Raw genomic sequence first — 12,078 nt, 5'->3', positions numbered from 1 at the left:
GCACTATTAAATATACAGCGAACGCACAATCAGGAAATGCCCGGCAAAGTAGCAGGCGGAGGCGATGGCGTTATCCGCGCGGAAGCGACGACGGTAGTGACTCCCGAGCCAGACGATGTTGCCAATCAGCAGCAGCGCAGCACCGAAGAACGCCGACATCGCAGGCGACGTTGGGCGGAAGAACCACAGCTCACCCGCCAGCCAAACCATCACCAGCGTCATGGCGATAAAGGTACAGACCGGCCAGCGCATCTCTTCCAGTCGCGTCCAGATCACCGCCACCAGCAACGCGCCCATCACCAGTAAAATCAGCGGTAACGGCCAGAAGAAGGAGAGGGTCATCTGGCTTGCGAAGTAGATGGTGTAGAGCAGATGCGAGAGGAAAAACGCCCCGATGGCATACAGCAGGCGCTGGCGTGGCAGTAGCGTGAGCGCGTCACCAATCAACGAGGCGCACAGACCCGCGAGCACCAGATAGCAGACGGCGTTGAACATCGGTGCCTGCCAGCCGAGGAGCAGCAGGAGCAGCAGCGTCACCGGTTTAAACAGCCAGCGCTGCCACGCAGGGCCGCGATACGACGCATCGACATAAAGCCATGCGGAAAAACAGACAGCGATAAATGACCAAAGCATATTAACTCCCTGTATCTGTTATTTTTGAATAACACTCTGATTCAGTGTAGTGACGCGGGCAGGCGTTTGGCAATGGCGGATAAGGCGGGGTATCCTGATTTCCGCAAAATCTGATGGGATTCAACAATGAGCAAAATGCCACTTTTCTTCGTGATCGTGGTGGCGATTATCGTCATCGCCGCCTCGTTCCGCTTTGTGCAGCAGCGCCGTGAAAAGGCCGATAACGACGCCGCGCCGCTGCTGCAAAAACGCGTGGTGGTGAGTAATAAATGCGAGAAAGCGCTCAATGAGCGCCGCTCACGTCAGCAGCAGGTGACGCCAGCGGGAACGCAGATGCGCTTCGAGGCAAGTTTTAAACCGCAGAGCGGCGGGCTGGAAATGACGTTTCGTCTCGACGAGAAGCAGTACCATCAGCTGACGGTCGGGGACCGGGGTGTGTTGAGTTATAAGGGATCGCGGTTTGAGGGGTTTACGGCGGAGCCGTGATTTGCCGGGCGGCGCTGCGCTTGCACCGGCCTACAGGGCTCGTAGGCCCGGTAAGCGCAGCGCCACCGGGCAACAAAACGCACCTTACTTCTTCGCCTGCGCCTTAAACTTCTTCATCCACACCAGCAGCTCAAACACGCCAAAAATAAAGACGCGCAGCTGCTGCCAGCCGGTCATCGGCGGTCCGTCTTTCGGCAGGCCGTTTTTCAGCATCACCATCTGCAGGGCGTGCATAAAGGCGGTGAAAATCAGTGCCACGTTGACGAAAATATTCATCGGGCGTGGGAAAGGATGAACCAGGTTCAGGATCAGAAATGCCCAGACGCCCAGCATCAGTAAACGGCCAAAATTAATCAGTACTGGCATCAGGCTCTCCTCGTACTTCACGGTGATACAAACGATAAGCGACCTGGCCTGCGACCTGTTCGCGGTGCAGATCCCAGTGAACGGGAACCGGCGGTAAGCCATTTTCCACTTCACTCTCGACGTAGATAAGCGCGTCATCCGCCAGCCAGCCGTTGTTCTCCAGCAGCGTTAACGTCTCTTCCAACAGCCCTTTGCGGAACGGCGGATCGATAAACACCACGTCGTGCGGCGTGCCTTTTTGCGCCAGAAACGCCAGCGCGTTGGTGTTCACCACTTTGGCATTGATCGCTTTCAGGGTAGTGAGATTTTGCTGTAGCTGCTGGGAAACGCTGCGATCCATCTCCAGCAGGGTGGCGCTCGCGGCGTAACGCGACAGCGCTTCGAGGCCCAGAGCGCCGCTTCCGGCAAAACAGTCGAGGCAGCGCGAGTCAACCATCGACGGCGCCAGCCAGTTAAACAGCGTCTCCCGGACGCGATCGGTGGTCGGGCGCAGCCCAGGGCTGTCGGGGACGGGCAGTTTGCGGCCTCGCCACTGGCCGCCGATAATGCGAATTTGTCCGGCCGGGCGGTTCGTTTTCTTCATTTCAGGAAAGCTCTGCTAACAATTGGCCTGCGATTCCAGGCGGTGATGTTAATTAGGTAAAGTGTTAGACTATTTCATCATTTTTATAGCTTCCATGTATATAGCACCGCGAGGAGTGTCGTCGCAGATGGCAAAACAAAAAAAACGTGGCTTCTTTTCCTGGCTGGGCTTCGGCGAAAAAGAGCAAGACACAGAACAAAAAATCGAAGAGCAGCAGACAGTTGAAGAACAGTCGCAGCCTGAAACCCCTGTCGAAACCGCCGCGGTAGTTGAAGCGGAAGCGCGCGCGCACAGCAAAGAAGAGACCGAAGCTTTTGCTGAAGAGGTGGTGGAAGTCACCGAACAGGTTCAGGAAAGCGAGAAACCGCAGCCGGTTGAGGTAAAAGCCGAAGCGATCGCGCCAGAAGAGTGGCAGGCGGAAGCTGAAACCGTCGAAATCGTGGAAGCCGTCGAAGAAGAAGCGGAAAACGAACCCGAAATCACCGACGAAGAGCTCGAAGCTCAGGCGCTGGCCGCAGAGGCTGCCGAAGACGCGGTGATCGTCGTTCCGGTCGAAGAGCCGGAAGAAGAGGCTCCGGCAGAAGAGATTGTTCAGGAGCAGGAAAAACCGACCAAAGAAGGTTTCTTCGCGCGCCTGAAACGCAGCCTGGTCAGAACCAAAGAAAACCTCGGTTCCGGATTTATCAGTCTGTTCCGCGGCAAAAAAATCGACGATGATCTGTTTGAAGAGCTGGAAGAACAGCTTCTGATTGCGGACGTCGGCGTGGAAACCACGCGTAAAATTATCGCTAAGCTGACCGAAAGCGCGAGCCGCAAACAGCTGCGCGACGCCGAGGCGCTGTACGGCCTGCTGAAAGACGAGATGGGCGAAATTCTCGCAAAAGTTGATGAACCGCTTAATATTGAAGGCAAAACGCCATTTGTTATTCTGATGGTCGGCGTCAACGGCGTGGGTAAAACCACCACCATCGGTAAGCTGGCGCGTCAGTTCGAGCAGCAGGGCAAATCGGTGATGCTGGCGGCGGGGGACACCTTCCGTGCGGCCGCCGTTGAGCAGTTGCAGGTCTGGGGTCAGCGCAACAACATTCCGGTGATTGCCCAGCACACCGGCGCGGATTCCGCGTCCGTGATCTTCGATGCCATTCAGGCCGCGAAGGCGCGAAACATCGACGTGCTGATTGCCGATACCGCAGGGCGTTTGCAGAATAAATCGCACCTGATGGAAGAGCTGAAGAAAATCGTTCGCGTCATGAAGAAGCTGGACGAAGACGCGCCGCATGAGATTATGCTGACCATCGACGCCAGCACCGGACAGAACGCCATCAGCCAGGCGAAGCTGTTCGATGAGGCGGTGGGGCTGACCGGGATTACGCTGACCAAACTGGACGGCACCGCCAAGGGTGGAGTGATCTTCTCCGTGGCGGATCAGTTCGGCATCCCAATCCGCTATATCGGTGTCGGCGAACGTATCGAGGATTTGCGTCCGTTTAAATCGGACGACTTTATTGAGGCACTATTTGCCCGAGAGGACTAACAATGATTCGCTTTGAACACGTCAGCAAGGCCTATCTCGGTGGGAGACAAGCGTTGCAGGGGGTCACATTCCACCTGCAGCCAGGCGAGATGGCATTCCTGACCGGCCACTCCGGCGCGGGGAAAAGTACCCTGCTCAAGCTTATCTGTGGGATCGAGCGGCCAAGTGCCGGGAACATCTTTTTTGGCGGCCACGATATCAGCCGCCTGAAAAACCGTGAGGTGCCGTTCCTGCGTCGCCAGATCGGCATGATTTTCCAGGATCACCACCTGCTGATGGATCGCACCGTCTTCGATAACGTGGCGATCCCGCTGATCATTGCGGGTGCCAGCTATGATGATATCCGCCGTCGCGTTTCCGCGGCGCTGGACAAAGTTGGCCTGCTGGACAAAGCGAAGAACTTCCCGATCCAGCTCTCCGGCGGTGAACAGCAGCGCGTGGGCATTGCTCGCGCGGTGGTGAACAAACCCGCCGTTCTGCTGGCGGATGAACCGACCGGTAACCTGGACGATGCGCTGTCGGAAGGGATCCTGCGTCTGTTTGAGGAATTTAACCGCGTGGGGGTGACAGTCCTGATGGCGACGCACGACATCGGGCTTATCTCCCGTCGTTCGTACCGCATGCTGACCCTGAGCGACGGTCATTTGCACGGAGGCCACGGTGAATAAGCGCGACGCAATCAACCAGATTCGGCAGTTCGGAAACCGATTCGACCGTTTCCGCAAGCCGCAGGGCGGCGGGGATGGCAACCGCAATGCGCCAAAGCGCGCCAAAGCGGCGCCAAAACCGAACTCACGTAAGACTAATGTTTTTAACGAACAGGTGCGCTACGCCTTCCACGGCGCGGTGCAGGACCTGAAAAGCAAACCGCTGGCGACGTTCCTGACGGTGATGGTGATCGCCATTTCCCTGACGCTGCCGAGTGTCTGCTACATGGTCTACAAGAACGTCAACCAGGCGGCCTCGCAATACTATCCGTCACCGCAGATTACGGTGTATCTGGATAAAGCGCTGGATGATAACGCCGCCGCGCAGGTGGTGGGGCAACTCCAGTCGGAGCAGGGCGTTGAGAAGGTGAACTACCTCTCGCGCGATGAAGCGCTGGGCGAGTTCAGAAACTGGTCCGGGTTTGGCGGCGCGCTGGATATGCTCGAAGAGAACCCGCTGCCCGCCGTGGCGGTGGTGATCCCGAAGCTGGATTTCCAGGGCACCGATTCGCTTAACACCCTGCGCGACCGCATCACCCGCATCAACGGGATTGATGAAGTGCGCATGGACGACAGCTGGTTTGCTCGTCTCGCCTCCCTGACCGGGCTGGTAGGGCGCGTAGCGGCGATGATCGGCGTGCTGATGGTGGCGGCGGTCTTCCTCGTCATCGGTAACAGCGTGCGTCTGAGTATCTTCGCCCGTCGCGACAGCATTAACGTACAGAAGCTGATTGGTGCGACGGATGGATTCATCCTGCGACCGTTCCTCTACGGCGGCGCATTGCTCGGTTTTTCCGGCGCATTTCTTTCACTGATTTTGTCAGAAATTTTGGTGATGCGGCTCTCGTCTGCCGTCACTGAAGTGGCACAGGTTTTCGGAACTAAGTTTGATATCAGTGGGTTAGGCTTCGATGAGTGCCTGTTGCTCCTGCTGGTCTGCTCGATGATCGGCTGGGTTGCCGCCTGGCTTGCGACGGTACAACATTTACGTCACTTTACCCCGCAGTAAAAAATCTCTGGTATAATCTTTCCCTGCACTGAGTACTTCACGCTGCAGGGAAAGAGTCCCTGTTGACTCTCCCCCGCAATCAGTAGTCCATGTCACAATTTGTGCGTAATTTATTCACAGCATTACATGGAACTTGTGGATAAAATCACGGTCTGATAAAAATGTGAATGTTAGTCTCACTGCTCAAATGCTTTGGCATGCTTGTTGCCTGATGGGGACAAACCACCGCCAGAAGACACTAAATTGAGAGGAATGAATGACCAAAGAAATGCAAACTTTAGCTTTAGCCCCTGTTGGTAACCTGGAATCTTATATCCGGGCTGCGAACACCTGGCCGATGTTGACGGCTGAGGAAGAAAAGGAGCTTGCTGAAAAGCTGCATTACCAGGGCGATCTGGAAGCAGCTAAGACGCTGATCCTGTCTCACCTGCGCTTTGTTGTTCACGTTGCTCGTAATTACTCGGGCTACGGCCTGCCGCAGGCGGACTTGATTCAGGAAGGCAACATCGGTCTGATGAAGGCTGTACGTCGCTTCAACCCGGAAGTGGGTGTGCGACTGGTCTCCTTCGCCGTTCATTGGATCAAAGCTGAAATTCACGAATACGTCCTGCGTAACTGGCGTATTGTGAAAGTCGCCACGACCAAAGCACAGCGCAAACTGTTCTTCAACCTGCGTAAAGCCAAGCAGCGTCTGGGCTGGTTCAACCAGGATGAAGTCGAAATGGTGGCGCGTGAGCTGGGTGTATCCAGCAAAGACGTGCGTGAGATGGAATCCCGTATGGCCGCTCAGGATATGACATTTGATATGTCTTCTGACGACGATGCGCAGGATAGCCAGCCGATGGCACCGGTTCTGTATCTGCAGGATAAAACCTCTAACTTTGCCGACGGCATCGAAGAGGATAACTGGGAAGATCAGGCCGCGAATAAGCTCACCCACGCGATGGAAGGTCTCGACGAGCGTAGTCAGGCGATTATCCGCGCCCGCTGGCTGGACGAAGACAACAAGTCCACGCTGCAGGAACTGGCCGACCGCTACGGCGTCTCCGCTGAGCGTGTGCGTCAGCTTGAAAAGAACGCCATGAAAAAACTTCGCGCCGCTATCGAAGCCTAATTTCCGCGAAGTATCCCGATAACCCCTGGATGAAAATCTGGGGGTTTTGTTTTTTATACTCCCCAAACTCGTAGGCCGGATAAGGCGCAGCCGCCATCCGGCAAAGTGCGGGTACAGATGCCCGATGGCGCTTCGCTTATCGGGCCTACTTGTTTTTTTATACTCCACAAAACCGTAGGCCGGATAAGGCTCCGCCGCCATCCGGCAAAGTGTGGGTACAGATGCCCGATGGCGCTTCGCTTATCGGGCCTACTGGTTTTTTTATACTCCTCAAAACCTGTAGGCCGGATAAGGCGCAGCCGCCATCCGGCAAAACGCACCTAACCTCGCTTTTTTCATCACCCGCTCTGGCGAATTCTTCCCCCCTGGCAAACACTTACAGATGCGCTACGCATGCGAATCTCTCAGGGGGACAGGGTGAAAAATAATGAGTTAAATGAACGGCGTGTGCAGGCCACGCCGCGCGGCATCGGGGTGATGTGCGGTTTCTACGCCGATAAAGCGGAAAACGCCACGCTGTGGGATGTGGAAGGCAACGAGGTGATCGACTTCGCCGCCGGGATCGCGGTGCTCAACACCGGCCATCGCCATCCCAAAGTGATCGCCGCCATCGAAAAACAGCTTCAGTCGTTTACCCACACGGCGTACCAGATTGTGCCGTACGAAGGCTATATCGCCCTCGCGGAGCGCATCAATGCTCGCGTGCCGATTGAGGGACCAGCCAAAACGGCCTTCTTCTCGACGGGCGCAGAAGCCGTCGAAAACGCAGTCAAAATTGCCCGCGCTTACACCAAACGTCCGGGGCTTATTACCTTCGGCGGCGCCTTCCACGGGCGCACCTTTATGACCATGGCGCTGACCGGCAAAGTGGCGCCGTACAAACTCGGCTTCGGCCCGTTCCCCGGCTCGGTCTATCATGCGCAATATCCCAATACGTTGCACGGCGTGAGCTCTCAAGACGCGCTGAAAAGTCTCGAACGTATCTTTAAAGCCGATATCGCCCCGGACCAGGTGGCGGCCATCATCCTTGAACCGGTTCAGGGCGAGGGCGGTTTTAACGTCGCCCCACCTGATTTTATGCAGGGCCTGCGCGCCCTGTGCGACACCCACGGTATTTTGCTCATCGCCGACGAAGTGCAGACCGGCTTTGCCCGTACCGGGAAACTGTTCTCGATGGAGCATCACTGCGTGAAGCCGGATCTGATCACCATGGCGAAAAGCCTGGCGGGCGGGATGCCGCTCTCGGCGGTATCGGGCCGCGCCGAAGTGATGGACGCCCCCGCGCCGGGCGGGCTCGGCGGCACCTACGCCGGGAATCCGCTGGCGATTGCGGCGGCGTTGGCGGTGCTGGAGGTGATCGACGAAGAAGATCTCTGCACCCGCGCGTCACACCTGGGTCATCATCTGGTTGAGGTGCTGAGCAAAGCCCAGTCCAGCTGCCCGTTTATCGCCGATATCCGCGCACAGGGGTCGATGGTCGCGGTAGAGTTCAACGATCCTGAGACCGGGCAACCCTCGCCGGAATTTACCCGCCAGGTGCAGGAACGCGCGCTGGCCGAAGGGCTACTGCTGCTCAGCTGCGGTGTCTACGGCAACGTGATTCGTTTCCTCTATCCGCTCACCATCCCCGAAGCCCAGTTCCGCAAAGCGCTGGATATCATCTCGGCGTCGCTGACTCGATAAAGCCAAGGCCCGGTCGCAAATCTGCGCCGGGCTTAGCATATATACATTTCAAATTAGCTATTCCAAAATCATAAAAATGGGGTATGTTTTAGCAGAGTGTGCTGAAAAAGCGCGAGCAGCAGACCAATAATTGAAATAAAGCGCTACACAACAACATCACAACAATCGTAATAACCATAATAATGGGGAATCTCAGGATGAATATGAAGGGTAAAGCGTTACTGGCAGGATGTATCGCGTTGGCATTCAGCACTATGGCTCAGGCGGATATCAAAGTGGCTGTTGTCGGTGCGATGTCCGGTCCGGTAGCGCAATACGGCGACCAGGAATTTACTGGCGCAGAACAAGCGGTTGCAGACATTAATGCCAATGGCGGGATCAAAGGCGAAAAACTGCAGATCGTAAAATATGATGATGCCTGTGACCCGAAACAAGCGGTTGCGGTGGCGAACAAAGTGGTGAACGACGGGATCAAATACGTTATCGGTCACCTGTGCTCCTCTTCCACTCAGCCAGCGTCTGATATCTACGAAGACGAAGGCATCCTGATGATCACCCCGGCGGCGACGGCGCCAGAGCTGACCTCACGCGGCTATAAACTGATTCTGCGCACCACCGGTCTGGACTCTGACCAGGGCCCAACCGCAGCGAAATACATTCTTGAGAAGGTAAAACCGCAGCGCATCGCGATTGTTCACGACAAACAGCAGTACGGCGAAGGCCTGGCGCGCTCCGTGCAGGATAGCCTGAAGAAAGCCAATGCTAAAGTGGTGTTCTTTGACGGGATCACCGCCGGCGAGAAAGACTTCTCTACCCTGGTGGCGCGTCTGAAGAAAGAGAATATCGATTTCGTTTACTACGGCGGCTACCACCCGGAAATGGGCCAGATCCTGCGCCAGGCGCGCGCGGCCGGTCTGAAAACCCAGTTCATGGGCCCGGAAGGCGTGGCGAACGTTTCCCTGTCTAACATCGCGGGCGAATCGGCGGAAGGGATGCTGGTGACCAAGCCGAAGAACTACGATCAGGTTCCGGCGAACAAACCGATTGTGGATGCGATCAAAGCCAAGAAACAGGATCCAAGCGGCGCGTTCGTGTGGACCACCTACGCGGCACTGCAATCTCTGCAGGCGGGCCTGAACCAGTCAGCCGATCCGGCTGAGATTGCCACCTGGCTGAAAGCGAACTCTGTCGATACTGTGATGGGGCCGTTGTCCTGGGATGAGAAGGGCGATCTGAAGGGCTTTGAGTTCGGTGTCTTCACCTGGCATGCGGATGGTTCAGCGACCGACGCTAAGTAATTAAATGCCCGGTGGCGCGCAGCGATCCGGGCCTACGGGAAGTGCGGTCTGATGCCCTCACCCTGGCCCTCTCCCTTTGGGAGAGGGCCTAAAAACGGCAACCTTTGGTTTTAATACCAGTCAGTTAAGCAACATAATGAATTTAAATTTATTATGTTGCTTGCTCCAGGACCTTTATGGCATCAGTGGAATTGTTCCGTTCACTTTCGTTCCTCTGCTTCCGGTCTATCACTCTGCGGTGAACGTGCCAGGGTGGCTCAATCGCCACCACCCTGGCAACCCCGGCTCCCGGCAAAGAAAATCGCCGCTTCGCGGTGCCCTCAGCTTATTCCTTGCGGCTATCGGGTCGGGCGCGATCCTGCATCCATGCAGGTCGCACCCTCTCGGCGCTTCCCTGCGCCTCGACCCGGCCTCCAGGAAACGCTTCGGCGATTTTCAGCCGGACTCACGCTCCCTCCAGCTTTACAGCCGTCTGAATGTGGCACCGGTATGGGTCCCCGCAGGCAGCGGGCCGGGAGGTGTGCGCAGTGCGAAGCACCGATTTCATGGCGGGGCGCGGGGATTGACAAGGGGGCCGCGCAGCCCCCTTGTCACGTTCACAGGTTAAGACGCCATTATATTCTGCTGAACATAAGGTGAACGGAATAACCTCAGATGCTTAACTGACCAGCATTACAACCTTTGGTTGCCGTTTTGCGTTGAACTTGTAGGCCGGGTAAGGCGCAGCCGCCACCCGGCTTTTTTTAACGCCGCTGCCAGCCGCTCTCCCGCTCCACAAACCCCAGCGCCTGCATAAATGCGGTCATCACCGCGCGGTCTTCCACGCCGACATCCGCCATCCACCAGGAGGAGACGTCCGGGTTGTCGCGAATCACCTCTTCAATCAGATATTGCCCGACGCCGCGACGGCGGGTGATTTCGCGCACACGCAGGGAGTCCAGCGCGCCTTCGCTGCCGCTCAGGGTCACGCGCACCGCGCCCAGCAGACGCTCGTTAAAGCGGGCGGCATAGATACGGTGAATATCATCCACGGCCAGTGAGGAAGGGGAATATTCCGGCCAGATCTTGCCCAGGTCGATATGATCCTGGTCGCTAAAGGACACCAGACGAAGGATGGTCAGTTTCATTAGCTGCTTGTCCAAATCAGAAAGAATAAAGGCAGTGTACTCAATTTATCTCGCCAGCGGCTTCCCCTTTTTTAAACCATTCTCCAGGTGATTACTTTTTTAGCAGCGCGATGTGCAGTGCGAAAATGCATGGATCGAAAATTAAGCAGAATTTTAACCTGAAAGGCAGTGTTTTATTCGGCGCTTTGTACCGTTATTTTATGCTGCAAACTGCACTTTTATTTGTTTATCTCTGTCGGATTTCAGAATATTATCTTTGCTTAATCGCCTGAAAAATAGAGATTTTAGTCTGGTTTTTAGCAAAAAACTGCGCTAAACCATTAAAGGCACTGGTAAAAATAGCGTTGTTCATTAAAAGTACAGAATGCTTTTTAACCATAATAAAACAAAATATATACATCACGTCACGAATGGGGATTCACAGATGAAAAGGAACGCGAAAGCATTAATCGCGGGAATGGTTGCATTAGCGATTTCGCAGGCAGCCATGGCGGAAGACATTAAAGTTGCCGTCGTCGGTGCCATGTCCGGTCCGGTTGCCCAGTGGGGCGATATGGAGTTCAACGGCGCACGTCAGGCGATCAAAGACATCAACGCCAAAGGCGGCATCAAAGGGGATAAGCTGGTTGGCGTGGAATACGACGACGCCTGCGATCCAAAACAAGCCGTCGCCGTGGCTAACAAAATCGTTAACGACGGCATCCAGTACGTGATCGGCCACCTGTGCTCGTCCTCGACTCAGCCAGCTTCCGATATCTACGAAGACGAAGGTATTCTGATGATCACGCCTGGGGCGACGAATCCGGAGCTGACGCAGCGTGGCTACCAGCACATTATGCGTACCGCCGGTCTGGACTCCTCCCAGGGCCCGACTGCCGCGAAGTACATCCTCGATAAAGTGAAGCCGCAGCGCATCGCGATCATTCACGATAAACAGCAGTACGGCGAAGGCCTGGCGCGTTCCGTCCAGGACGGCCTGAAAAAAGGCGGCGCGAACGTGGTCTTCTTCGACGGCATCACCGCCGGTGAGAAAGATTTCTCCGCGCTGCTGGCCCGTCTGCAAAAAGAGAATATCGATTTCGTTTACTACGGCGGCTACTACCCGGAGATGGGACAGATGCTGCGCCAGGCGCGCGCGACCGGTCTGAAAACCCAGTTCATGGGCCCGGAAGGCGTGGGTAACGCGTCCCTGTCGAACATCGCGGGCGATGCGGGCGAAGGCATGCTGGTGACGATGCCAAAACGCTATGACCAGGAACCGGCGAACAAAGCTATCGTAGAGGCGCTCAAAGCGCAGAAGAAAGATCCGAGCGGTCCGTACGTCTGGATCACCTACGCGGCGGTGCAGTCCCTGGCGACCGCTCTGGAACGTACCGGCAGCAAAGAGCCGCTGGATTTAGTCAAAGATTTGAAAGCACACGGTGCTGATACCGTGATTGGGCCGCTGAACTGGGATGAGAAAGGCGATCTAAAGGGATTTGAATTTGGTGTCTTCCAATGGCACGCCGATGGATCTTCCACGGTAGCCAAATAATCAT

12 protein-coding genes are annotated in these 12,078 nt (G+C 56.0%); 8 read left to right on the top strand and 4 right to left on the bottom strand.

What is annotated here, in order from left to right:
• Window positions 1–6 precede the first annotated feature (6 nt).
• Window positions 7–633, bottom strand: a complete 627-nt coding sequence (locus U9O48_RS21280) for a lysoplasmalogenase (protein ID WP_282493573.1) — start codon at window positions 631–633, stop codon at window positions 7–9.
• Between the two features lie 126 nt (window positions 634–759).
• Between U9O48_RS21280 and U9O48_RS21275 the strand changes: the two genes are divergently transcribed.
• Window positions 760–1,119, top strand: coding sequence for a DUF2500 domain-containing protein (locus U9O48_RS21275; RefSeq protein WP_324723158.1), 360 nt, complete (start codon window positions 760–762; stop codon window positions 1,117–1,119).
• 84 nt (window positions 1,120–1,203) lie between these two features.
• On the opposite strand, the gene U9O48_RS21270 is transcribed toward U9O48_RS21275, so the two are convergent.
• Together U9O48_RS21270 and rsmD are read right to left on the bottom strand one after the other, a co-directional pair.
• Window positions 1,204–1,485 (bottom strand): DUF1145 family protein, encoded by a 282-nt coding sequence (locus U9O48_RS21270; protein ID WP_282493571.1) that lies wholly within the window; start codon window positions 1,483–1,485, stop codon window positions 1,204–1,206.
• The gene (rsmD, locus tag U9O48_RS21265) at window positions 1,469–2,068 is read right to left on the bottom strand and encodes a 16S rRNA (guanine(966)-N(2))-methyltransferase (RefSeq protein WP_324723157.1); all 600 of its coding nucleotides are present in this window, start codon (window positions 2,066–2,068) and stop codon (window positions 1,469–1,471) included. Before rsmD ends, U9O48_RS21270 begins: the two co-directional genes overlap by 17 nt.
• Before the next feature lie 127 nt (window positions 2,069–2,195).
• Here rsmD and ftsY point away from each other — a divergent pair, with 127 nt between their 5' ends.
• The 6 genes from ftsY to livJ all read left to right on the top strand — a co-directional run bounded on the left by ftsY (window position 2,196) and on the right by livJ (window position 9,413).
• Complete coding sequence (gene ftsY / locus U9O48_RS21260) at window positions 2,196–3,602, top strand: signal recognition particle-docking protein FtsY (protein WP_324723156.1); 1,407 nt, start codon at window positions 2,196–2,198, stop codon at window positions 3,600–3,602.
• Window positions 3,603–3,604: 2 nt separating this feature from the next.
• Window positions 3,605–4,270, top strand: coding sequence for a cell division ATP-binding protein FtsE (ftsE, locus tag U9O48_RS21255; RefSeq protein WP_282493568.1), 666 nt, complete (start codon window positions 3,605–3,607; stop codon window positions 4,268–4,270).
• The gene (ftsX, locus tag U9O48_RS21250) at window positions 4,263–5,318 is read left to right on the top strand and encodes a permease-like cell division protein FtsX (RefSeq protein WP_282493567.1); all 1,056 of its coding nucleotides are present in this window, start codon (window positions 4,263–4,265) and stop codon (window positions 5,316–5,318) included. The genes ftsE and ftsX overlap by 8 nt, the downstream gene beginning before the upstream one ends.
• 256 nt (window positions 5,319–5,574) lie before the next feature.
• Complete coding sequence (gene rpoH / locus U9O48_RS21245; protein WP_059180334.1) at window positions 5,575–6,432, top strand: RNA polymerase sigma factor RpoH; 858 nt, start codon at window positions 5,575–5,577, stop codon at window positions 6,430–6,432.
• Window positions 6,433–6,849: 417 nt separating this feature from the next.
• On the top strand, window positions 6,850–8,115 hold the full coding sequence (locus U9O48_RS21240; RefSeq protein WP_285146130.1) for a 4-aminobutyrate--2-oxoglutarate transaminase: 1,266 nt from the start codon (window positions 6,850–6,852) through the stop codon (window positions 8,113–8,115).
• A 197-nt stretch (window positions 8,116–8,312) separates the two neighbouring features.
• Window positions 8,313–9,413: a branched chain amino acid ABC transporter substrate-binding protein LivJ gene (gene livJ, locus U9O48_RS21235; RefSeq protein WP_285149961.1), complete on the top strand. Its 1,101-nt coding sequence runs from the start codon at window positions 8,313–8,315 to the stop codon at window positions 9,411–9,413.
• 743 nt (window positions 9,414–10,156) lie between these two features.
• Here livJ and panM read toward each other — a convergent pair.
• A complete protein-coding gene (gene panM / locus U9O48_RS21230; protein ID WP_285146132.1) occupies window positions 10,157–10,540 on the bottom strand; it encodes an aspartate 1-decarboxylase autocleavage activator PanM in 384 nt (127 codons plus the stop codon).
• Between the two features lie 424 nt (window positions 10,541–10,964).
• On the opposite strand from panM, the gene livK reads away from it, so the two are divergent.
• Entirely contained in the window at window positions 10,965–12,074 is a 1,110-nt protein-coding gene (gene livK / locus U9O48_RS21225; protein WP_285146133.1) for a high-affinity branched-chain amino acid ABC transporter substrate-binding protein LivK, read from the top strand.
• Window positions 12,075–12,078 lie beyond the last annotated feature (4 nt).

The organism is Lelliottia sp. JS-SCA-14 (assembly GCF_035593345.1).
GTDB lineage: Bacteria > Pseudomonadota > Gammaproteobacteria > Enterobacterales > Enterobacteriaceae > Enterobacter > Enterobacter wanjuensis.
This window is presented reverse-complemented; position numbering and strand designations above follow the sequence as displayed.

What these genes read in the sequence shown, in the direction of transcription:
- ftsE (WP_282493568.1), top strand. Translation starts at nt 3,605, where the DNA reads ATGATTCGCTTTGAACACGTCAGCAAGGCCTATCTCGGTGGGAGACAA.
- rsmD (WP_324723157.1), bottom strand. Translation starts at nt 2,068, where the DNA reads ATGAAGAAAACGAACCGCCCGGCCGGACAAATTCGCATTATCGGCGGC.
- U9O48_RS21275 (WP_324723158.1), top strand. Translation starts at nt 760, where the DNA reads ATGAGCAAAATGCCACTTTTCTTCGTGATCGTGGTGGCGATTATCGTC.
- panM (WP_285146132.1), bottom strand. Translation starts at nt 10,540, where the DNA reads ATGAAACTGACCATCCTTCGTCTGGTGTCCTTTAGCGACCAGGATCAT.
- livJ (WP_285149961.1), top strand. Translation starts at nt 8,313, where the DNA reads ATGAATATGAAGGGTAAAGCGTTACTGGCAGGATGTATCGCGTTGGCA.
- livK (WP_285146133.1), top strand. Translation starts at nt 10,965, where the DNA reads ATGAAAAGGAACGCGAAAGCATTAATCGCGGGAATGGTTGCATTAGCG.
- rpoH (WP_059180334.1), top strand. Translation starts at nt 5,575, where the DNA reads ATGACCAAAGAAATGCAAACTTTAGCTTTAGCCCCTGTTGGTAACCTG.
- U9O48_RS21280 (WP_282493573.1), bottom strand. Translation starts at nt 633, where the DNA reads ATGCTTTGGTCATTTATCGCTGTCTGTTTTTCCGCATGGCTTTATGTC.
- ftsY (WP_324723156.1), top strand. Translation starts at nt 2,196, where the DNA reads ATGGCAAAACAAAAAAAACGTGGCTTCTTTTCCTGGCTGGGCTTCGGC.
- U9O48_RS21270 (WP_282493571.1), bottom strand. Translation starts at nt 1,485, where the DNA reads ATGCCAGTACTGATTAATTTTGGCCGTTTACTGATGCTGGGCGTCTGG.